14 protein-coding genes are annotated in these 21,885 nt (G+C 67.0%); 1 reads left to right on the plus strand and 13 read right to left on the minus strand.

Translation table 11 applies throughout. The features are described 5' to 3' along the window. Position 1 precedes the first annotated feature (1 nt). From CX676_RS13420 to CX676_RS13450, 7 genes are all read right to left on the minus strand, one after another. The gene (locus tag CX676_RS13420; RefSeq protein ID WP_101753073.1) at positions 2-1,597 is read right to left on the minus strand and encodes a GMC family oxidoreductase; all 1,596 of its coding nucleotides are present in this window, start codon (positions 1,595-1,597) and stop codon (positions 2-4) included. A 3-nt stretch (positions 1,598-1,600) separates the two neighbouring features. Then, positions 1,601-2,359: a 3-ketoacyl-ACP reductase gene (locus tag CX676_RS13425; protein WP_101753074.1), complete on the minus strand. Its 759-nt coding sequence runs from the start codon at positions 2,357-2,359 to the stop codon at positions 1,601-1,603. Continuing rightward, positions 2,356-3,867 carry an FAD-dependent oxidoreductase gene (locus CX676_RS13430; RefSeq protein ID WP_101753075.1) on the minus strand — a complete coding sequence of 504 codons (1,512 nt, stop codon included), beginning with the start codon at positions 3,865-3,867 and terminating at the stop codon, positions 2,356-2,358. Before CX676_RS13430 ends, CX676_RS13425 begins: the two co-directional genes overlap by 4 nt. Further along, positions 3,864-4,982: an ABC transporter ATP-binding protein gene (locus tag CX676_RS13435; RefSeq protein WP_101753076.1), complete on the minus strand. Its 1,119-nt coding sequence runs from the start codon at positions 4,980-4,982 to the stop codon at positions 3,864-3,866. Before CX676_RS13435 ends, CX676_RS13430 begins: the two co-directional genes overlap by 4 nt. A gap of 4 nt (positions 4,983-4,986) precedes the next feature. After that, a complete protein-coding gene (locus CX676_RS13440; RefSeq protein ID WP_101753077.1) occupies positions 4,987-5,865 on the minus strand; it encodes a carbohydrate ABC transporter permease in 879 nt (292 codons plus the stop codon). Then, entirely contained in the window at positions 5,865-6,767 is a 903-nt protein-coding gene (locus CX676_RS13445; RefSeq protein ID WP_101753078.1) for a carbohydrate ABC transporter permease, read from the minus strand. Before CX676_RS13445 ends, CX676_RS13440 begins: the two co-directional genes overlap by 1 nt. A 115-nt stretch (positions 6,768-6,882) precedes the next feature. Beyond that, positions 6,883-8,139 (minus strand): ABC transporter substrate-binding protein, encoded by a 1,257-nt coding sequence (locus tag CX676_RS13450; protein WP_101753079.1) that lies wholly within the window; start codon positions 8,137-8,139, stop codon positions 6,883-6,885. Between the two features lie 294 nt (positions 8,140-8,433). On the opposite strand from CX676_RS13450, the gene CX676_RS13455 reads away from it, so the two are divergent. After that, positions 8,434-9,387: a LacI family transcriptional regulator gene (locus CX676_RS13455; RefSeq protein WP_232816455.1), complete on the plus strand. Its 954-nt coding sequence runs from the start codon at positions 8,434-8,436 to the stop codon at positions 9,385-9,387. 5 nt (positions 9,388-9,392) lie between these two features. Here CX676_RS13455 and CX676_RS13460 read toward each other — a convergent pair whose 3' ends face one another. The 6 genes from CX676_RS13460 to CX676_RS13485 form a co-directional block, all read right to left on the minus strand. After that, complete coding sequence (locus CX676_RS13460) at positions 9,393-10,916, minus strand: aldehyde dehydrogenase family protein (protein WP_101753081.1); 1,524 nt, start codon at positions 10,914-10,916, stop codon at positions 9,393-9,395. Positions 10,917-10,919: 3 nt separating this feature from the next. Beyond that, positions 10,920-11,690, minus strand: a complete 771-nt coding sequence (locus tag CX676_RS13465; RefSeq protein WP_101753082.1) for an enoyl-CoA hydratase/isomerase family protein — start codon at positions 11,688-11,690, stop codon at positions 10,920-10,922. Next, positions 11,687-13,258, minus strand: coding sequence for an acyl CoA:acetate/3-ketoacid CoA transferase (locus tag CX676_RS13470; RefSeq protein ID WP_101753083.1), 1,572 nt, complete (start codon positions 13,256-13,258; stop codon positions 11,687-11,689). Before CX676_RS13470 ends, CX676_RS13465 begins: the two co-directional genes overlap by 4 nt. Then, positions 13,258-14,256, minus strand: a complete 999-nt coding sequence (locus tag CX676_RS13475) for a Gfo/Idh/MocA family protein (RefSeq protein WP_101753084.1) — start codon at positions 14,254-14,256, stop codon at positions 13,258-13,260. Before CX676_RS13475 ends, CX676_RS13470 begins: the two co-directional genes overlap by 1 nt. 75 nt (positions 14,257-14,331) lie before the next feature. Beyond that, positions 14,332-16,374: a penicillin-binding protein 1C gene (gene pbpC / locus CX676_RS13480; protein WP_198590194.1), complete on the minus strand. Its 2,043-nt coding sequence runs from the start codon at positions 16,372-16,374 to the stop codon at positions 14,332-14,334. Beyond that, positions 16,371-21,797: an alpha-2-macroglobulin family protein gene (locus CX676_RS13485; protein WP_101753086.1), complete on the minus strand. Its 5,427-nt coding sequence runs from the start codon at positions 21,795-21,797 to the stop codon at positions 16,371-16,373. Before CX676_RS13485 ends, pbpC begins: the two co-directional genes overlap by 4 nt. Positions 21,798-21,885: the final 88 nt, after the last annotated feature.

The following is a 21,885-nucleotide window of genomic DNA, read 5'->3' on the forward strand; positions in this document are numbered from 1 at the left end:
TTTACACTCCGTTGTCGGCGCGGATCATGTCGGCGGCTTTCTCGGCGATCATGATGGTGGGCGCATTGGTATTCGACGAGACCAGCCGCGGCATCACCGAGGCATCGACGACGCGCAACCCCTCGATCCCGCGGAAGCGCAGGCGGGTATCGACGACGGCAGCCTCGTCACTGCCCATGCGGCAGGTGCCGGCGGGGTGATGGTCGGTCTTGGAATTCTGGCAGGCATAGCGGATGTAATCCTCGTCCGTCCGCACCTCGGGTCCGGGCAGGACCTCGCGCGTGACCATGCCCTTCAGCGCCGGCTGGCGCATGATCTCCTGCGCCAGTTTCAGCCCCTTGATCGACATCTCGCGGTCATGCGGATCGGCCCAGTAATTCGGGTCGATCAGCGGCGCGGCCATGGGATCGGCGCTGCCAAGCCGCACCGTCCCGCGCGAGCGGGGTCGCAGATAGGCCGAGTTCAGCGTGACCCCGCCGTTGGGCATGGCAGCAACCCCGGCCTCGATCCCCGAGCCAAGGCCCAGATGGAACTGGATATCGGGCGACCGCGCGCCGTCTTCCGCATACCAGAAGCCGCCGGTTTCAAACAGGCTCGAGGCCACCGGCCCTTTGCGGGTCATGAGATATTGCAGCCCCGCCACCGCCGACCACCAGGGCTTCGCATAGCGGTCATAGGTGTAAGGCCCGCTGCATTCGGCGATCACGAACAGGTCCAGATGGTCCTGCAGGTCCGAGCCGACGCCGGGCTGATCCAGCACCACCGGCACGCCCACCGATTGCAGGTGATCCGCCGGGCCAATGCCCGACAGCATCAGCAGGCGCGGCGAGCCGATGGCGCCCGAGGAGAGGATCACCTCGGCCTCGGCGCGCAGGGTCTCGGGGCCGGATTGACCCAGCAGTTCCACCCCCACGGCGCGGCCCTGTTCGGTGACGATCCGCGTCACCTGCTCGCCCGAGCGCACGGTCAGGTTCGTCCGGCCCCGCGCCGGGTCCAGAAATGCCTTGGAGGTCGAAGAGCGCCGGGCATGGCGCTGGGTCAGCTGATAGTAACCCACGCCATCCTGCGTCTCGCCGGTCATGTCGGCGTTGAAGGGAATGCCAAGCTCGCCCGCCGCCCGGAAATAGGCCTCGCAAATGGGCAAAGGTGCGGCGGGTTTCGACACGCCAAGCGGACCGCCCTGCCCGTGATAGCGGTCATTATAGGTGTCATTGTTCTCGGATTTGCGGAAATAGGGCAGCACATCCTCGTAGGACCAGCCGTCGCAGCCCAGTTGCCGCCATTCGTCATAATCCTGCGCATTGCCGCGGGTATAGATCTGGGCGTTGATCGAGGAGCCGCCGCCCAGCACCTTCGCCTGCGTAAAGCGGATGACCATGTCGTTCATGTGGCGCTGTGGGACGGTGTTCCAGCCCCAGCTGCCGATGCCCTTGGTCATCTTCGCAAACCCCGCCGGCATGGCGAAGAACGGGTGCCAGTCGCGCCCGCCCGCCTCCAGCAGCAGCACCCGCAGGTTCGGGTTCTCGCTCAGCCGCGCGGCCAGCACGCAACCCGCGCTGCCACCGCCGACAATGATGAAATCATAGGCCTCTGCCATCTGTCACAACCTTGGAATGGAAAGCCCGCCATCGACGGGGATCACGGCACCGGTGGCGAAACCCATGCGGCCTTCGGCCAGCGGCACCACAGCCTCGGCAATGTCCGAAGGCTGACCCCAGCGCGCGGCGGGAACCAGACCGCCCTCGATCCGGGCGGTGTATTTATCGGCGACGCCCGCCGTCATCGGCGTTTCGATGATGCCGGGGCGGATGTCGAAGACGCCGATGCCGGCCGGCGCCAGCCGCACGGCAAAAAGCTGCGCCATCATCGCGGCGGCGGATTTCGAGATGCAATATTCTGCCCGCTCGATCGACACCATCGCCGCGCTGACCGAGGTGACGAAGATGATCGAGCGATAATCCGACCCGTCCAGCGCCAGCATTCGCCGCGCCACGGCCTGCGCCAGAAAGAAGGCGCCGCGCAGGTTGATGTCGGTGGCGAAGTCGAAATTCTCGGGCGTCAGGTCCAGCATGTCGCCGCGGATGCGGGCGGGAACACCGGCATTGGAGATGAGCGTGGTCACCGGCCCGGCCTCGGCCTCGATCCGCTCGAGAAGCGCCGGGACCGCCGCGACCTCGGCCAGATCGTGGCGGAGATAGCGGGCCTTGCGACCAAGCCGGGTCAGCGCCGCCAGTACCGTGGCGTCATCCTCGGGCAGTTGCGCGGCCAGAACCGGAGTAAAGCCGGCGCCGGCCAGCGCCTCGGCAATCCCGAGCCCGATGCCCTGCTGGCCGCCGGTGATCAGCGCGATGCGGCTCATGCCCCCGTCTCCGTCCGCGCGATCTCGTCGCCCACGCGCAGCGCATGTGCGGCCACGGTCAGCGCCGGGTTCACCGCCGCCGAGGTCGGCAGCACGCCCGCATCAGCGATGAAGAGGTTCGGGTGATCGTGGCTGCGCCCGCGCGGACCCACCACGCTGGTCGCCGGGTCGTTGCCCATCCGCAGCGTGCCGCATTGATGCGAGGGGGTGCGGCGGTCGAATGGCTTTGACAGCACCAGTGGGAATCCCGCCTTCTTCAGCTTCTGCTTCAGCACCGTCACCAGCGCCTCATGCGCCGCCCAGTTCGAACGCTTCCAGTCCAGCATGATCTGGCCGTTCTTCAGGCTGACCCGGCTGTCGGGATCGGGCAGGTCCTCGGACATGGCGTAAAGATCGATGGCCCGGTCCGAGATCGGCCCGGCAAGCCAGCCCGGCAGGCCCGATGTGGCCGCGAGGATCGGCCGGGAAATGCGGCCCAGCAGCTGGATATTGCCCAGCGGCCGGTTGTCCGGCCCGCCCTTCAGGTAGAAATCATTCACCTGCAGCGTTTTCTGATAGATCGTGCGGTTCTTGCGGAAGGGGTGGATCGCCAGCACCGCGGAGCAATTATGGTTCATGAAGTTCCGCCCGACCTGATCCGAGCTGTTGGCCAGTCCGGTTGGATGGTTGTCATTGGCCGAGGCGAGCAGGATGGCCGCCGAATTCACCGCGCCCGCCGCCAGAACGATCACCGGCGAGCTGATGGTTTCGGCACGCCCGCCGCGTTCGGCAAGAACGCCGGTTATGCGGCCCGATCCGTCCGCAAGCAGCTTTTGAACCCTGATTCCTGTCATAAGCTGCACATTAGAACGTTCCAATGCCAAGGCAAGGGAAATCGATTCTGCATCCATCTTTCCACGGCCCAGTTCGGGGCCGGTGTTCGGAAACGCATCCCAGGGGGTCCTTGCCGCCGCCAGCCAGCGGTCGATATCGACGCCAAGCGGCAGGCTGGAGGGATGCAGGCCGACCGATTTCAGCCGGGCGCGCAGATCCGCAATCTCGGGCTCATCCGGCACCGGGGGGAAGGGATAGGGCGCGGAGTGCGGCGGTTCGCTGGGGTCATCGCCCAACTCTCCGCGCACATTGAACATCTGCTCGGCCCGCGAATACCACGGCTCGAATTCGTCGTAACCGACCGGCCATCCGGGGGTGGTGCCGCCCAGATGCACCATCGGACGGAAATCCTCGGCGCGATAGCGCAACAGCACCGCGCCGTAGAACTTCGTGTTGCCGCCGACATAGTAGTAATTGCCCGGATTGAACGGCTTGCCCGCCCCGTCCAGCCATTCCTCGGTCGGGCGGTAATGGCCGTCGCGGAAGATCGCCACCGGGTCGCGGGCCTCGGGCGTGTCGGGCAGGCGCTCGCCACGCTCGAGGATCAGGATGCGGCGGCCGGTGGGGGCAAGGGCGGCGGCAACCGTCGCCCCGCCCATGCCGGAGCCGATGATGATGACATCGGGCTGGCTCATTGGTCGATCCGTTCCTCGGTCTGCGGATCGAACAGCACTGCCTTGTCCATGTTCACGGTGAAGTCGAAATCCTGACGCGGCCGTGCATCGGCATCCGCGCGCATCCGCGCGACGCAATCCTTGCCCGAGAGCGACATGGTGACAAAGGTGTCCGACCCCGCCGGTTCCGTCACCGAGACCATGTTGCGCAGGGGTTGCAGGTTCTGCGCCCGCTTGTCCGCGCCTTCTGCATCGGTGATCGCCTCGGGCCGGATGCCGAGGATGACGTTCTTGTTCAGATGCGCCCGAAGACCCGCGCCCTGCTGCGACAGCGGAAGGCGCAGCGATCCGCCATTCGAGTCGGTCAGTTCCGCCGCCAGCGCGCCGTTGTGATCGACCAGCTTGGCCGGCAGCAGGTTCATCGACGGGCTGCCCATGAAGCTGGCGACGAACATGTTCGCCGGGTTGTCATAGATCTCTTTCGGCGTGCCAAGCTGCTGCACATAGCCCTTGTTCATCACCGCGATGCGGGTCGACAGGGTCAGCGCCTCGATCTGGTCGTGGGTGACATAGACGATGGTGGTGCCGAGGTTCTGGTGCAGCTTCTTGATCTCGGTCCGCATGTCGACGCGCAGCTTGGCGTCGAGGTTCGAAAGCGGCTCGTCGAACAGGAACACGTCCGGGTCGCGCACCAGTGCGCGGCCCATCGCCACCCGCTGCCGCTGGCCGCCCGACAATTGCCCGGGCTTGCGTGCCAGCAATTGCTCGATCTGCAGCAGCTTCGCCACCTCGGCCAGCTTCCTGTCCCGCTCGGGCTTGGGGATCTTGTGCATCTCCATGCCGAAGGTGATGTTCTGGCCGACGGTCATGTTCGGGTAGAGCGCATAGCTCTGGAACACCATGGCGATATTGCGCTTGGACGGGTGAACGTCGTTGACCACCCGGTCCTTGATCGAGATCGTCCCGCCGGAGATGTTCTCGAGCCCGGCGATCATGTTCAGAAGCGTGGACTTGCCGCAGCCCGAGGGGCCGACGAGAACCAGGAACTCGCCCTCTTCGACGGCGATGTCGACGCGGTGCAGCACCTCGACATTCCCGTAAGCCTTGGTGACGTTGTCGATATTGAGAAAGCTCATGGGATCAGCCTTTCACGGAGCCAGCCATCAGCCCGCGCACGAAGTAGCGGCCGGCGACGATGTAGACGAGCAGGGTGGGCAGCGCGGCGAGAATCGCGCCGGCGAAATGGACGTTGTATTCCTTCACCCCGGTCGAGGATTGCACGAGGTTGTTCAGCGCCACGGTCATCGGCGGGTTGCTGCCCGCGAAAGAGGCGCCGAAGAGGAAGTCGTTCCAGATATTGGTGAACTGCCAGATGATGCAGACGATGGTGATCGGCCCTGACAGCGGCAGCATGATCCGCCAGAAGATCTGGAAGAACCCGGCCCCGTCGATCTGGGCGGAACGCACCAGCTCGGTCGGCACGGCGGCATAGTAATTGCGGAAATACAGCGTGGCAAAGCCGATGCCATAGACCACATGGACGAGGATCAGCCCGGGAATGGTGCTCGCAAGGCCAAGGATGCCAAGGATGCGCGCCATCGGGATCAGGACAATCTGGAACGGGATGAAGCAGGAAAACAGCATCAGCCCGAACAGGATCGTATCACCGCGAAAGCGCCACTTGGTCAGGATATAGCCGTTCAGCGCCCCCAGCACGGTCGAGATCGCCACGGCGGGCACGACCATCAGGATCGAGTTCAGAAAATAGGGTTTCAGGCCCGTCGCCTCGACCCCGATCTGCGCCGTGGACCAGGCCGAGAGCCAGGGGGCGATCGTCGGTTCCTTGGGCAGGGCCATCATGTTGCCGCCGGTGATCTCGGGCAGCGGCTTCAGGCTGTTCACCACCATGATGAAGAAGGGCAGCAGGTAGAAGCAGGCGAAGAAGATCAGCACCACGTAGATGAAGGTGCGGGTGATGCGGCCGGTGCGGACGGCCGTGTCCTGTGTCGCGACAGCCATCACTTCTTCTCCTTCAGCTCGGAATAGATGTAGGGGACCATCACCGCCGCCACGCCCATCAGCATGATGACTGCCGAAGCCGCGCCGACACCCATCTGGTTGCGGGTGAAGGTATAGGAATACATGAAGGTCGCGGGCAGCTCGGTCGCCCGGCCCGGTCCGCCGCCGGTCAGGGCGATGACGAGGTCATAGGACTTGATCGCAAGGTGCGCGAGGATCACGAAGGCCGACATGAAGGCCGGGCGCAAAAGCGGAATGACGATCCGGCGATAAAGCTGCCAGTTCGAGGCGCCATCGATCTGGGCGGCCTTCAGCATCTCGTTGTCGATGCCGCGCAGCCCGGCAAGGAACATCGCCATGACGAAGCCCGAGGATTGCCAGACCGCCGCGATGACCAGCGTGTAGATCGCCATGTTGCGATCCTTGATCCAGCCGAACTTGAAGCTTTCCCAGCCCCAGAGATGCATGGTGTGCTCCAGCCCTATGCCGGGATCGAGGAACCATTTCCACGCCGTGCCGGTCACGATGAAGCTGAGCGCCATGGGATAGAGATAGATCGGACGCAGCACGCTTTCGCCACGGATCTTCTGGTCGAGGAAGATGGCAAGAAGCAGCCCGATGGCCATGCAGATGACGATATAGAGGCTGGCAAAGACCGCCAGGTTCACCAGCGCCGTGCTCCAGGCCGAGAGGCCGAACAGGGTGGCATAGTTCTTGAACCCGACCCAGTCATAGCTCGGCAGCATCTTGCTGTCGGTGAAGGACAGGTAGATCGTGTAGACGATGAAGCCATAGACGAAGACCACCATCGCCGCCACCGAGGGCGACAGAACCAGCTTGGGCAGCCAGTCCTGAAGCTTGGTGCGGAAATCGGGTTCGGCCGTGCTGTGGACGGAGGCCATGATATCTCCCTTGCAAGGTGCGAGCCATCATGCCGCCGGGGCGGGTGATCGGGCTCAGATCAGGGGCAGAAGGGGGGTGGGCAGGGCCGCTCGTGCGGCCCCGCCCGGTCACGGTTTACTGTGCAGCTTCGACCGCATTGGCCAGCTCTTCGGCGGCCTGGGTGCTGTCGTACTCGCCGTTGAAATGCGCGGTCACCACGTCATAGATCGCGTTCTTCACGGCAGCCGGGTTGGCGTGGCCATGGGCCATCGAGCCCAGCAGCGTGCCCTTTTCCGACGCTTCCTTCAGCTGGGCCATGCCCTTCTTGCCGCAATCGTCGAAATCGGTGTCGGCCACGTCGGTCCGCGCCGGGACCGAGCCCTTCACCTTGTTGAAGGCGATCTGGAACTCGGGCGATTCGATGGCGCTGGCCATGGCGTTCTGCGCCTGCTTGGCGGCGTCATCGCCCTGCTTGAACATGACGAATTCGTCGCTGTTGAAGGTCACGACGCCCGCCGTGCCCGGCACCCGGAAGCACAGGAAATCGGTGCCCGGCACCTTGCCCGCGTTCAGGAATTCGCCCTTGGCCCAGTCACCCATGATCTGGAAGGCAGCCTCGTTGTTGATGACCATGGCCGAGGCCAGGTTCCAGTCGCGGCCCGAGAAGTTGTCATCCACGAAGCCACGCAGCTGGGTCATCTTGTCAAAGGCCTGAACCATCTCGGGCGAGTTCAGCGCCGCCGGGTCCAGATCGATGAAGGCCTTGGTGTAAAGCTCGGGTCCGCCCGTCGCCAGCACGGCGCTGTCGAAGATGGTGGCGTCCTGCCAGGGCTGACCGCCATGGGCCAGCGCGACCTTGCCCGAATCCTTCACCTTCTGCAGGGCGGCGATGAACTCGTCCCAGGTGGTCGGCTCGGCAATGCCCATCTCGTCTAGCATGGCCTTGTTGGCCCAGACCCAGTTGGTCGAGTGCACGTTCACCGGCGCGGCGATCCAGGTGCCGTCGGGCTTGCTGAATTTCTGGATAGCCGCGGGGATCACCGCGTCCCAGTTCTCGGCAGCTGCAACCTCGTTCAGGTCGGCAAGGACTTCGCCCTGCTGGGCCCAGTCCAGGATGTCGAAGCCCAGCATCTGCACGGCGGTGGGCGGGTCGCCTGCAGTCACGCGGGCGCGCAGCGCGGTCATAGCCGCCTCGCCGCCGCCGCCGGCCACCGGCATGTCCTTCCAGCCGATGTCCTGTCCGGCCAGGTTTTCCTTCAGCACATTCAGCGCCGCGGCCTCGCCACCGGCGGTCCACCAGTGCAGCACCTCGACATCCTCGGCCTGTGCCGCAGCGGACAGGGCAAGGGTCAGCGCCAGGGCCGAAACACCGGCCTTCGCAAGAATTTTCATGTTTCTCCTCCCGGTTGTCTTTCCCCGTCTGGCGGGGAGTGGGTAATTAAAACGTTATAAACACCCGACTCGTCAACAAAAATATTTCGCCCGACAGCGCAGCGAATTTGCAGTAAACGCAAGGACTTCGCGTGCTGCAGCGCAGCGACGAAAAATTGTTGTATCGTTGCACACACCTAGCGTAACCTCATCCCAAGTCAGAAACCGAGGTCTGCCCTGCCCGATACATCCGCCCCTTCGCCGACCCGCGCCCGGGTCACGCTGCGCACCATCGCGGGCGAGACCGGCTTGGCCGTGACCACGGTGTCGCGGGCGCTGTCGAACGACCCGCGAATCGCCGCGACGACCCGCGCGCTGGTGGCCGAAACCGCCGAACGGCTCGGCTATGTCCCCGACCGGGCGGCGCAGCGGCTGCGCACCGGGCGCACCAAGGTGATCCAGGTGCTGCTGAACCTCGACCACGAATTCCTCAGCTTCACCCACGAGATGCTGGGCGGTCTCTCCGAGGCGCTGGCCGGCACCGGCTATTCCGTGACCCTGTTTCCCGACATTCTGGAACGCGACCGCCTGACCGCCGTGCGCCAGATCGTCGAGGGCCGGCTGGGGGATGGCATCATCTTCAACCGGACCGAGCCATTCGATCCCCGCGTGCGCTACCTGACCGAGCAGGGTTTTCCCTTCGTCTGCCATGGCCGGACCGAGTTTTCCGTGCCCCACCCCTCGGTCGATTACGACAACGAGGCTTTCGCCCGCATCGCCATCCAGCGGCTGCTGGCCCATGGCCGGACCCGGCCGCTGATGATCCTGCCGCCGGCCCGCTATACCTTTTCCCAGCATCTGCGCTGGGGCGCGGTCGCGGCGGCGCGGGCCGCCGGGATCACCGTGGAACTGCCTGACGAGATCACGCTGGACAGTCCGCAGGATCAGGCTACCGCCTGGATGCGCCAGCGACTGTCCCAGCCCGACCGGCCCGACGGCATCATCTGCGTGGGCGAGATCGCCGCCCTGATCGCCATGGCCGCCAGCGCCGATATCGGGCTGCAGATCGGCCGCGACATTGACGTCGTGGCCAAGCGCGCGAGCGGTGTCTTTGACCTCTTGCGCCCGCGCATCGACGCCCTGACCGAGGACCTGCGCCAGACGGGCCGGGCGATGGGTGATATCCTCTTGCGCTCGCTGGCGGGCGAGGATCCGACGGGGCTGCAGGTGCTGCTGCCCCCCGGAACCGACTTCCGCCAGGACGCCTAGGCGGATCATCCCGCGACCCAGTTGTTGCGGCCGCGCGCGACGCGCATCTGCACGGTCTTCAGCTCCAGATACTCCTCGATGCCAAAACGGCCGAGTTCGCGGCCCAGCCCGCTTTCCTTCACCCCGCCGAAGGGCAGCTCGGCAAAACCGTCCATCCAGGTGTTCGTCCAGACCGTGCCGGCGCGCACCTTGCGGGCGAAGTTGAGGCAGGTATGGACATCGAGGCTCCAGACCCCGGCCGAAAGACCGTAGGCCGCGTTGTTCGCCAGTTCGATCGCCTCGTCCTCGGTCTTGAAGGTCAGGACCGACAGGACGGGCCCGAACACCTCTTCCCGCGCGATGGCCATGTCCGGCGTCACCCCCGCCACCACGGTCGGAGCATAGAAGCGCCCGTCGAGCCCCGGCACCGCCAGCACGCCGCCGCCGATCACCACCTTGGCACCCGCCGCCTGTGCCTCGCGCACATAGCCGTCGATCTTGCCCAGATGCTCGTCCGAGATGATCGCCCCGACCTGCGTCGCATCGCTCAGCGGATCGCCGAAGGGCACCTTGCGCGACAGGACCGCGATGCGGTCGGTCAGCGCCTCGGCCACGTCCTCGTGCACGATGATCCGGCTGCCGGAATTGCAGCATTCGCCGGCGTTGAAATAGATGCCAAAGGCAATCGCATCCGCCGCCGCATCCAGGTCGGCATCGGGAAAGATCACCTGCGGGTTCTTGCCCCCGAGTTCCAGCGACACCTTCTTCAGCGTGCCCGAGGCCGCCGCGACGATGCGCTTGCCCACCCCGGTCGAGCCGGTGAAGCTGACCATGTCCACATCGGGGTGGGTGGTCATGACCGCACCCACCGGATCGCCGTATCCCAGCACCAGGTTGGCCACGCCCGCGGGCAGGCCGGCTTCTTCCAGCAGCTCGAACAGGATCACCGTGGTCGAGGGCGTCATTTCCGAGGGCTTCACCACCGCCGTGCAACCGGCGGCCAGCGCAAAGGGCAGCTTCTGGCTGACGATCAGAAAGGGGAAATTCCAGGGCGTGATGATCGCGGCCACCCCGATCGGTTCCTTCAGCACCAGCCCGAGCATGTCGGGGCCCAGATTGTTGTGGCTGTCGCCATGCGCCATCCGCGCCAGCGCCGCCGCATAGCGCCAGATATCCGCCGCGCCCTCGATCTCGCCCCGCGCCTGCGCGATGGGCTTGCCCGATTCCAGCACCTCGATCCGGGCGATGCGCTCGCGGTCGCGGTCGATCAGATCGGCCACACGGTTCAGGATCTCGGAGCGCGATTTGCCCGAGGAGAAGCTCCAGTCACCGGCGTCAAAGGCCCGGCGGGCGGCGGCAATGGCGGCCAGAACCTCGGCCTCGCCACCCTTGGCCGAGCGGCTGACCAGCACGCCGTGCGAGGGTGAGACACGGTCGAAGGTCGCGCCATCGGCGCTGTCTTTCCACAGGCCATCGATCAGGTGGCGGCCGGTGAAGGGTTCAGCCGGCACGGCGGCGCCGCTGGCGGGGATCAGGGTAAACTCGGTCATGGCTCAGGTTCCCGGGAAGACGGGTTTGCGTTTATGGGCAAAGGCGTCCACGCCTTCGGCCTTGTCGGCACTGGCGGCGATCATGCCCGACCCCAGCGCCTCGATCATGGCATCGCGATCCTCGCCCACACCGGCATGGATCATGTATTTCGCCACTTCGGTCGCACGCGGCGAAGTCGTCAGCAGCTTTTCGGCGATGGCCCGCGCGGTGGTCGCCGGATCATCCGCGATCTCGGCCACGAAGCCGCAGGCCAGCGCGCGCTCGGCGCTGATCCGGCGACCGAAGAGGGCCATTTCCTTCAGCATCGGCTCGGGCAGCAGCCGCGCGATGCGCTGTGTGCCGGACCAGCCCGGAACAATGCCGACCTGGCTTTCGGGCAAAGCCAGCGTGGCAGCGGGTGCGATCACCCGGATATCGCAGGCCGAAGCCAGTTCCAGCCCGCCGCCAAAGGCATGGGCCTGCAACACGGCTATGGTCGGCTTCGACAGCCGGGCGAGGCGGTCAAAGATGCGATGCCCGTCGCGGACCCAGATGCGGGCGAATTCGGCGGGGGCATAGCCGGCCCAGGCCTTGATATCGGCCCCGGCGCAGAAGGCCCGCTCGCCTTCCGAGGTCAGCAACACCGCCCGCACGGCGGTATCCCGGTCGAGTGTGTCGCAATGCGCGGCCAGCTGCGCCAGCATCTCGGGCGTGAAGGCATTGAGCTTAGTCGGGTTGTCCAGTCGCAGGGTGGCAATGCCGCCTTGGGTGTCCAGATGAACCGCACCGCTCACAGCGCCAGCTCCATCGGACCCTCGACCAGCAGCGATTTCGGCATGGTGATGGCGTTTTCCGCCACCTTCACCCGGCCCTGCGAGGCGGCGACGATGTCGCGCGCAGGCTCGATCCCCGGCATGATCTCGGTGGCGACCAGTCCCTCGGGCGTCAGCCGGATCACGCAGCGCTCGGTGATATAGATCGCCTCCTGCCCGGTCTCGACGGCGCGGGCGCCCGAGAAGGTGACATGCTCGACCTCCTCCACCATCTTGGTGAATTTGCCCGGCTTCGAGATGCGCAGACCGTTTTCAGACAGGTCGAACTCTGCCGCCGCCTCGAAGAAGCCCGAGAAGACGATCTTGCGGGCATTGGCGGTGATGTCGACGAAGCCGCCGCAGCCGGCGGTCAGATAGGGTTTCTTGCCCAGCTTCGACACGTTCACATTGCCCTGCACGTCCACTTCGAGGAAGGACAGGAAGGACATGTCGAAGCCGCCACCCTGGAAATAGCTGAACTGGTTCGGCGAGGGGACGTATCCATAGGCGTTCGAGGCGCAGCCGAAGGCAAAGCCGGTCAGCGGCATTCCCCCGACGGCGCCCTGCTCGATGGCCCAAGTCACCGCCTGCGGCTCGCCGGCTTCCAGAAGGATGCGCGGCACCATGGCGGAAATGCCGAAGCCGAGGTTCGCCGTCTGGCCGCGACGCAGTTCCAGTGCGGCGCGGCGGGCGATGATTTTCTCCACCCCATGCTCGGCCAGCGAAAAGCTGGACCACGGGCGCATGATCTGGCCCGAGATGGCGGGGTCATAATCGGTTTCCGTGGTCTGGCGCTGATCGGGCGCGACCACGACCAGATCGACCAGATGGCCCGGCACATGCACGTCATGGGGGCGCAGGCTGCCCGAGGCGGTGACGCGCTTGACCTGCGCGATGACCAGCCCGCGATGGTTGCGCGTGGCGATGGCCTGATCGAGACCACCGAGATAGGCACCTTCATGTTCATAGGTCAGGTTGCCATCCTCATCCGCCGTGGTGGCGCGGATGATGGCGACATTCGGAGTGATATTGGGGAAATGCAGCCAGGTCTGACCGCCGAATTCCTGCCGGAAGACGATGGGTTCGGCGGCCGCGACCTCGTTCATGGCACAGCCCTGCCGGATCGGATCGACGAAGGTGTCGAGCCCTACCCGGGTCAGGACCCCGGGTCGCCGCGCGGCCACGTCGCGATGCATGTCGAACATGATCCCCGAAGGCACGTTATAGGCCAGCACCCGGTTTTCCACGATCATCTTCCAGATCTCGGGCATCGGCAGGTTCGACGAGCCCGAGGGATAGGAACCGCCAAGGATGCGCTTCAACAGCCCGTCCTTGGCGATGTGATCGACGCCCTTCACGCCATACATGTCACCCGCCGCGATGGGGTGCAGCGTGGTCAGGTCGCGCGGATGGCCCTCGGCGTCGAAACGCTCGCCCAGGGCCTTCAGCACCGCATCGGGGCAACCGAGCGCCGAAGAAGAGGAGACGGTGACCACGGCCCCGTCGGCGATGCGAGCGACCGCCTCGGCGGCGCTGACGATCTTGGACATCACAGTCCTCCGTAATTGACGGCGGTGCGGCGCCCGGTCCGGGCGGCCTCGGCCACGGCTTCGGCCACGGCCAGCGAGGCAACGCCATCGCGGCCATCGGCCGAGGGGTAGCCCTTGCCGGCGACGGCATCGGCGAAAAGGCCAACCGCACGCTCGTAAAGGTCATGGGTCGGATAGCTGACCGGCTCGGCACCTGCGGCCGTGACCAGCGTGATCTCTCCGACCGGCTGCTGGGTCATGACGTTGCGCGCGAAGATCGAGCCCTCGCTGCCGTGGATCTCGATCCCGGTGCCGGCGAACCGGTGGGTAAAGCTTTCATGCGCCTGAACTTGCGCGCCCGAGGGCATGGACCAGACCGACATCACGCTGTCCTCGACACCCTGCCCCATGCCGGATTGTGCGGTCATGGCGACGACCTCGACCGGGTCCTCGCCCAGATGGAAGCGCACGGTATCGGCGTCGTGGACGGTGATATCGGGAATGACCCCGCCGCCCGCCGCCGGATTGTCGATGCGCCAACCCTGCAGATGCGGCGGCAGGTGGACGGCGTGGAACACCCGGACGCTGCGAACCGTGCCGATGCGGCCCGAAGCGACCAGATCGCGGATTGCCAGATGGCTGCCGGCATTGCGCAGATGGTGATTGGTGGCAAAGACCAGCCCGGCATCCTTGGCTGCTCGCACCATGGTCACGGCATCGTCGACCGACATGGCCAGCGGCTTTTCGCACAGCACATGCTTGCCCGCCGCGATGGCGGCCATGGCCTGCGGGAAATGCTTCTCGTTGGTGGTCGAGATGTAGACCGCGTCCAGGTCCGGATCGGCCAGCATCTCGGCCAGATCGGCGTAACCCGTGGCGATGCCATTGGCGGCGGCATAGTCGCGTGCGCGATCTGCGCTGGAGGACAGAACCGAGCGAACCTCGCCCCCCGTCGCCCGCATCGCCCCGATCATGTGCTGGGACGCGATGTTGCTGGCCCCGATCAAACCCCAACGCATGCCTGTTCCCCCGAGTCTGGACCGTTCCAGCGATTAATTAGAACGTTCCAGAAGCTGCGTCAAGATGATTCCCGCTCACCGATGCAGATCGACCGTCACCGAATCCGCCCTGCCCCGCACGTCGATGACCGAGATCCGCACCGGACCGGTCTCGGTCAGGTCCAGTTCCAGCGCGGTCTCGCCCCGGGCGATGGCGACCGGGCGGCCATCGGCCAGCCAGGTAAAGGGCGGCGCGCCATCCATGACCTTGACCAGCAGCCGACCCTCGGGCGCCTCGATCCGGGCGCCATCTGGCGGAAAGGCCATCTTCGGCGCATCCGCCGGTTTCGCGGCCAGCGCCTCACCCGGCGCACGGAACTGGCGCAGGGGCTGCGGCAGGTGCGCGGTGGGCAGGGTCAGCGTGGCGGGTGGCGGGGGCGGCAAGGGCGTGCCGCCCGCCCGCGCCCGGTCGAAAAGCTCGAAAAGCAGCGGCGCGGCCAGATCGCCACCGAAAGCGCCCGGAACCGGCGTGCCATCGGCCCGGCCCATCCAGACCCCGCCGACATGGCCGCCGTCGAAACCGACGGCCAGCGCATCCCGGTGGCCATAGCTGGTGCCGGTCTTGTAGGCGATGCGGCCCGGCGCACCACCGGGCGGCGGGTTCATCTGCGACAGGATATTGCCGACCTGCCAGGCCGCAACCTCGCCCAGAAAGCGCCGACCCGTCGGCCCGCCCTTTTCGGGCAAAGGCGACAGCGCCACCGCCTCGCCCCCCGCTGCCAGCCCGGCATAGGCGGCGACAAGGCCATGCAGGCTGATCCCGGCCCCGCCAAGCGCAACCGCCAGCCCCGGCTGGCCGCCCGGCACCACCAGATGCGCGCCGGCACGGTCCAGCGTGTCGATCAGCCGGGCCGGGCCGACGGCATCGGCGAGCCGCACCACCGGGATGTTCAGCGAGGCCAGCAACGCCGCCCGCACCGTTACCGTGCCGTGAAAACTGCGGTCGAAATTCTGCGGCGCATAGCGCCCGAAGGCCACCGGCCGGTCCTCAATCAGTGTTTCGGGATGGGCCATCCCATCGTCGAAGGCCAGTCCATAGACAAAGGGCTTCAGCGTCGATCCAGGCGAACGCAAGGCCTCGGACATTTCCACGAAACCGGCGCGTGCGGTGTTGGTCCATTCCGCGCCATCCACCTGCGCCAGAATCTCGCCGGTCCGGTGATCGGCCAGCAGCATGGCGACGGTGATCCGTTCGGTCTGACCGGCCACGGCACGGCGGGCCAGCGCCTCGGCGGCGCGTTGCAGGGGGGCATCGATGGTGGTGGCAATGCGCAAGGCCGTCGGATTTTCGCGGTGCAGGCGCGCGGTCAGATGCGGGGCCAGCGCGGGGAAGGGGCGGCGATGGCGGGGCAGGGCGGTCGAACCTGCCGCACGCGCCTGATCGGTATCGAGCACGCCCTCCCTGACCGCTCGGGCCAGCACGCGGTCGCGCGCCCTCAAGGCGTTGTCCGGGTTGCGGTCGGGCTGACGGGCGGCGGGGGATTGCGGCAGGGCGACCAGCAGGGCGGATTCAGCCGGGGTCAGCCGGCGCGGCTCCTTCCCGAACCAGGACAGGCTGGCGGCGCGCACGCCTTCCAGATTGCCGCCATAGGGCGCCAGCCGCAGGTAGAGATCGAGGATCTGCGGCTTCGTTAGCCGCCGCTCCAGCGCCAGTGCCACGCGCATCTGCCGCAGCTTGCCATGCCACTCTCCGGTCGGGCCTTCCTCCAGCAGCCGCGCCACCTGCATGGTCAGGGTCGAGCCGCCCGAGACCACCTGCCCCGCCAGGGCCGATTGCCCCGCCGCGCGAACCAGCGCCAGCGGATCGACCCCCGCATGGCGGTAGAACCGACGATCCTCATAGGCCAAGAGCATGTTGATGAAGCCCGGATCGACCGGCCCCGGCTCCAACCGCCAGCGGCCATCGGCGACGGCAAAGGCGCGCAGCAGGCTGCCATCGCGGGCGACGATCTCGGAGCCGGTGACAACGGCCAGCACCGGCAACTCGGTCCGCGCCACCCAATCCTCCAGCGCATCCCGCGCCAGCCCCACCGCAAACAGCAGCAGGGCCAGCGCGAAAAGCCCGAAGCGGCGCATCACTCGGTCACGGTCGTGCTGCCCGCGTCGGTCCAGGCCCGCCAGTCGGGGCGATACATGTCCATGACGCTGGCCGCCGGATGGGCGAACTGCCCCGGCGTGATGGCGCGGACATTATAGGCCAGCCGGAAGCTGTCGACCGAGGTCCAGTCCACCGCCGAGATGAAGCGATCATCGCGGAATTCCGAGGTCTGCACATCCGTCAGCGCCTCGAGCCAGTCCAGCGCGGCATTGTCGCCCTGCCTGATCAGGTGCGGGTTTTCGATCTCGAAGCCCGCAGGCAGCGGGTCATCGATGATCAGCCGGCCACCGCCCTCCTGATGCGGCGTCACGGTCAGCACAGCCACCAGCCGCGCGCCCTGCGCCACCGTGCCCGGATCGACCGGCTCGCCCTCGTGCGTGTAGTACTCGCGAGTGATGGTATAGCCCTTGCCGCCCGCCGGTTCCGGCACGGATGGCAGGCCGGTCAGGGTCAGGGTCAGCAACTCTTCCCGGCCCGAGCCGTTATGGATGACGGCCCCGCCATCGCCGGTCACGTCGCGGATCAGCGCCGAGCCGAGCGGCTGGCCGTTGAGGGTGAAGCCCTCGCCATTGGCACCACTGGCCAGCGCCCCGGCGGCCATCAGCGACCAGACCGATTCCTGCGGCGACAGTGTCTGGCCGCGCAGGCTTTCGGCAAGGCTGGCCCCCAGCCCGTCCAGCGACAGCACCTCGCTGCCCGCATCGGCCGCCAGCGCCAGAACGCCGGCCAGATCGCGCAGCCGCGTGCCGTAATCGGCGCGCAGGACATAGGCCTCGTCGCCCGTGTCGTTCAGCCGCTGCGCCACACGCGAGAACATCGCATCGGCGCGGCGCTGGTCGCCATACATGGCCAGCGCCGATCCCAGTTGCGCCATCGCCAGCGGCGTGCCGAAATCGCTGCCCTTCTCGTCGGCATAATAGCGCAGATCGCCCACCGGCACCGCGCCCTCGCGGGCCAGCACCATTAGCGCATAGGCCAGCGCCTCGCCGCCGCCGTTGCTGTCGGCATCGAAATCGGCGGCATAGTTCACCGTGTTCCGCAGCCGGTCCAGCGCCATGCGGAAGGCCTGATCGGGCACCTCGTGCCCCGCCGCCCGGGCGCGCGAGAGGAAATCGGTGACATAGGCGTTCAGCCAGGTGTCCCCGCCCTCTGCCGACCAGAGGCCGAAGGCACCGCTGGAATCCTGCCGGGTCAGCACGCGGGAGATGGCCTGATCGATGCGTTCCGATGCGCGATCCGCATCCGGCATCCCCTCGGCCGCCTGCGAGAAGGCCAGCAGCGGCATCGCCTGCGAAGTGATCTGCTCGGTGCAGCCATAGGGGTATTCGGCCAATCCGCGCAGGATCGCCGCCGCATCGAAACGCGCCGCCGGGCCAAGCGCCAGCGTGGCGCTGGCCGTGCCCGGCACCATGTTTTCGAGAAGCTCTGCCGGCAGGGTCAGGTCGCTGCCCGAGGCGAGGGTGATGCGGCTTTCATGGCTGACCCTCGCGCCATTCGCCAGAACCGGAATGCTCAGGCGTTTCTCCAGCAGCTTGCCATCGGGTGTGGTCACCGACAGGGCCAGCGAAACCGGCCCCTCGCTTTCCGGCGCGGTGATCGGCAGGCTCAGCCGTTCGGTGCCAAGTTCGGCCAGCGTGACCGAGGCCGGCAGCGCGCCAAGGACCATACCATCGCCGGTTGCCGCCAGCCCGACCTCGCCCGCCGGGCCGCTGGCATGGGTCAGTTCCAGCAGCACCCGCGCCTGATCGCCCGGCGCGAGGAAGCGTGGGGCCGAGGCGGTCAGCACCACCGGATCGCGCACCAGCACGTCCTGCTGCGCCTGACCGACACCCTTGTCGGACCAGGTGACGGCCATCAGCCGCACCGTGCCGTTGAAGGCCGGCAGCGGGATCTCGGCTTTGACCGTGCCATCCTCGCCAACCGTCAGCGGGCCCGAGAACCAGGCCAGCAGATCCTCGGTCGGCGGCGGCGACTGGGTCGAGACCGCGTTCATCGCATCGCCGCCCGAACGGATCGCGCCCTGCGCGCCCGCCTGCCCGTCGATCAGCCGCCCGTAAAGGTCGCGGATCGCCACGCCAAGGCGGCGCTGGCCGAAATAATGCTCCGACGGATCGGGCGACTTGAACGCCGTAAGGTTCAGGATGCCCAGATCGACCGCCGCCAGCGTGGCATGAACCGTATCACCCGGCGCCGCACCCGCAACGCGCAGGGTCACCGGCAGCAGACCGCGCGGATCGGCCTCGGCGGGCGCCTCGATGGTCGTCGCCAGCGCCCGGTCGCCCGGCTCGATCCCGGTATGGGCCAGACCCAGCGCCCGCACCGGCGCATGACCGCCCTCGGCACCAACTGCGCGCAGGGCGCTGACGGTGACATAGGCCCCCGTGCCCCAGGCATCGGTCACCGGCAGCTCGATCCGGTTCTCGCCCGCCGCCACCGGCACCAGCTTCAGATCCACAACCCGGTTGGTCAGCACCGAGACGATCGCTGTGCCATCCGCCGGCGCATCGACCAGCGCCAGCGCGGTCTCGCCGGCGCTGTAGCGCGGCTTGTCGAGCGCCACCGACAGCCGATCCGGCGTCTCGAGCGATCCGGCGACCGTGTACCAGCCGGAATCGAAGGCAGTGGAGGCCGCGCCGCCGCCCTCGGGCGTCACCACGATCTCGTAGCGGCCCCAGTCGACCGGCACGGCAACCTCGGCGGGCTGATTGGCGGCCAGCGTCACCGCCCCTTCGGACAGCTTCACCCGCCGGGTGATCATCTCGTAATCCCAACGGCCATCCATGGAATACCACTGATAATCCGTCTCGATCCGGTTCACGACCCAGCTGGCGGGCACCGCCACCTGCCGGCCATCCGGGCCGATGGTGATGACCGAGAAACGGGCCTCCTCGCCCTCGCCCACGGCGCCGCCTCCGAACATCGGGCGGATGCCGGCGACGGGCTGGTCAGGCAGGACCGTGCGGGTCACCACCCGCTCGACCGGGCGGCCCGAGCCTTCGCGTACCGACAGGATGAAATCGGCCTTCAGCGGCCGCGCCGCCTGTGCCGCGTCTTCCGGCAAGGTCGCGGTCAGGGTCAGATGTCCCTGATCGTCAGTCTCGCCCCCGACCAGCATCTCGGCACGCGGATCGAAGCGCTGATCCTGCAACCCGAACTGATAGCCCTCATGGTCCGGAAGGCTGTCGGCGGCGGACAGTCGCACCTCGCCCTCGACCGGCAGACCCGCACCGGGCGCGCCGAAAAGATAGCGCACGTCAACCGAGACCTGCGGCAGCGCATCCATCGCCAGCGGGCCTTCGGGCAGCTCGGGGGCGAAATCCAGCCGTTCGGGCAGGAAATCCTCGACCAGCAGCTTGGTGCTGGCCAGCGCCGGTGCTTCAGGATCGGCGAAGACATCCAGCCGCCATGTCCCGCGCGGCGCAGTCACCGGCAGGGTGAAATCGGCAGTATGACCGCCCGCCCCGGCTTCGGGCGCGATCTGGCGGGTCAGTTCCACCCCGTCGGGACGGGTCAGCACCGCGGTCAGCGGCAGGCCGGAGATCGCGCGCTGATCGGCACCCTTGCGGGCAAGGATGGTGGCATGAACCGTCTCGCCCACGCGATAGGCACCGCGTTCAGTGGTCAGGAACACATCGACCGGCGGCGCCGGCGGCAGGCCCTCGACACCGCGATCAGAGAGGTCGAATTCGGGATCAGTCAGCGGCAGGAAGGCCATGTCATCGCCATCCGCCACGGTGATCGCGGCGGGGGCGGCATTGCCCTCGCCCCGCGTCTCGCCGGCCACGAAGCGCGCCAGCCCCTGATCGTCGGTCTGAACCTCGGCCAGGATCTCGTTGCCGCGGGAGAGCAGTGCCACCCGCGCCCCGGCGCGCGGTCCGGTATCGGTCAGCCCGCGCACCACGACCTGCATCCCGTCCGCGCCCTCCAGCGCCGAAATGCCCAGATCCGAGATGACGAACCATTGCGTCGCCGTCGCCACCTCGTCCGGGCTGGTCTCGGGCACCTGCGCTTGCAAGGCATAGATCCCCGCGCCAAGCGGGCCGGTGACCTCCTGGATCGGCAGGCGGGTGGTCATCTCGGCATTCAACTGGCTGCCCACATCGGCCTGACCCTGCCAGACCACCTCGCCCAGATTGTCGGTGACCTGCTGCTCGGCCCAGTAATCCAGCGGCCGCGCCATATAGCGGTCGCGCAAGGTCTGCACCAGGTTGCGGTCCGAGACGCGGATCAGCCGCAGGTCCAGATGCTCGGTATTCACCGTCACCACCGGCAGCCCGGCATCGGCCATGCGCGGCAGGACATAGTTGCGACCCTCGAAGCGCACCAGCGGCGCGCGGTCGCGGACATATTGGGTCATCGCCACATCGCGCCACAGCGCCTCGCCGGTCTCGGCGGGCAGGCCCTTGCGGAAGGTCAGATCATAGCGTGCGCCATGGGTCAGGCCGGCGACGCACAGCCGGTCGCCCTCGGCCTGAACCGAAAGGCCCGTTTCGGACAGGGCGACATAGGGGGTGTAGTCGACAGAGGGCCGCAGCTGTTCCGAGAACTGGGCGCAGATGCGCGGCATGGCGCGGTCGGCCTCGACGATCTGGTCGATCATGCGGAAGCCGTATTTGCTTTCGGCGTCCTGCAGGGCCAGCGCGATATCCTCGCGCGCGTCCAGCGTATCGGCCAGACGCAGCGCCGACAGCGCGTCCCGCCCGCGCCCGTCATCCTCCCAGATACGCGACAAGAGGAACAGCGATTCCGCAGCGGTGGCATCACCCTCGGACCGCAGATAGGCATTCACCGCCGCCGTCTGCGCCGGCTGCAGATTGCCGTTGTCCTGCGACAGGATCAGCTCGGCAAAGCCGCCCCAATCCTCGGCCCGGTCATCCAGCACGATGGCCGCGCCCAGCAGCCTTTGCGCCTGCACCGGATCGCCATTCCCCATCGCATCATGGGCATATTGCGCGAGGCTCGCCCCATCGAGCCCGCCGGTCAGGTGATCCGACATGCCCTCGGCCTGTTCCAGCGCCGAGCGCAGCAGATGCTCGCCAATGAAGGGCGCGGCCTCGGCCCGGCGCTGTGCCAGATCCTGCGCGGGGGCGGGCGTCATCAGCACACGGGCGGAATAGGCGCCCTGAAATGGGGTGGCCTGGCCCACCGATCCCTTGGGAAAGCAGGACGAGGCGCGGGCGTTATAGGTGACGGCCGCGCAATCCTGATCGGCCATGCAATTGCGCAGGCAGGCATCCATGCTGACATCGAAAACCTGCCGCAGGTCGTTCCCCGGCAAATCGACATCCTGCGTGACCGCCATGCGCTTGGGCGGGATCAGCGGGTGATCCTGCGCCAGCGCGGCTGGCACGGCGAAGGCAGAGATCAGGGCGGCGGCAAGCAGGGAAATCGTGAAACGGCGCATGGGAACCTCGGTTGAAACCGGCCCGAGGGTGGCACAGGCCCCGATTCCCGACAATGGGGGTCAAGGCGTCCGCGACCCATGCGAAGCG

Source organism: Paracoccus zhejiangensis, assembly GCF_002847445.1.
Taxonomy (GTDB): domain Bacteria; phylum Pseudomonadota; class Alphaproteobacteria; order Rhodobacterales; family Rhodobacteraceae; genus Paracoccus; species Paracoccus zhejiangensis.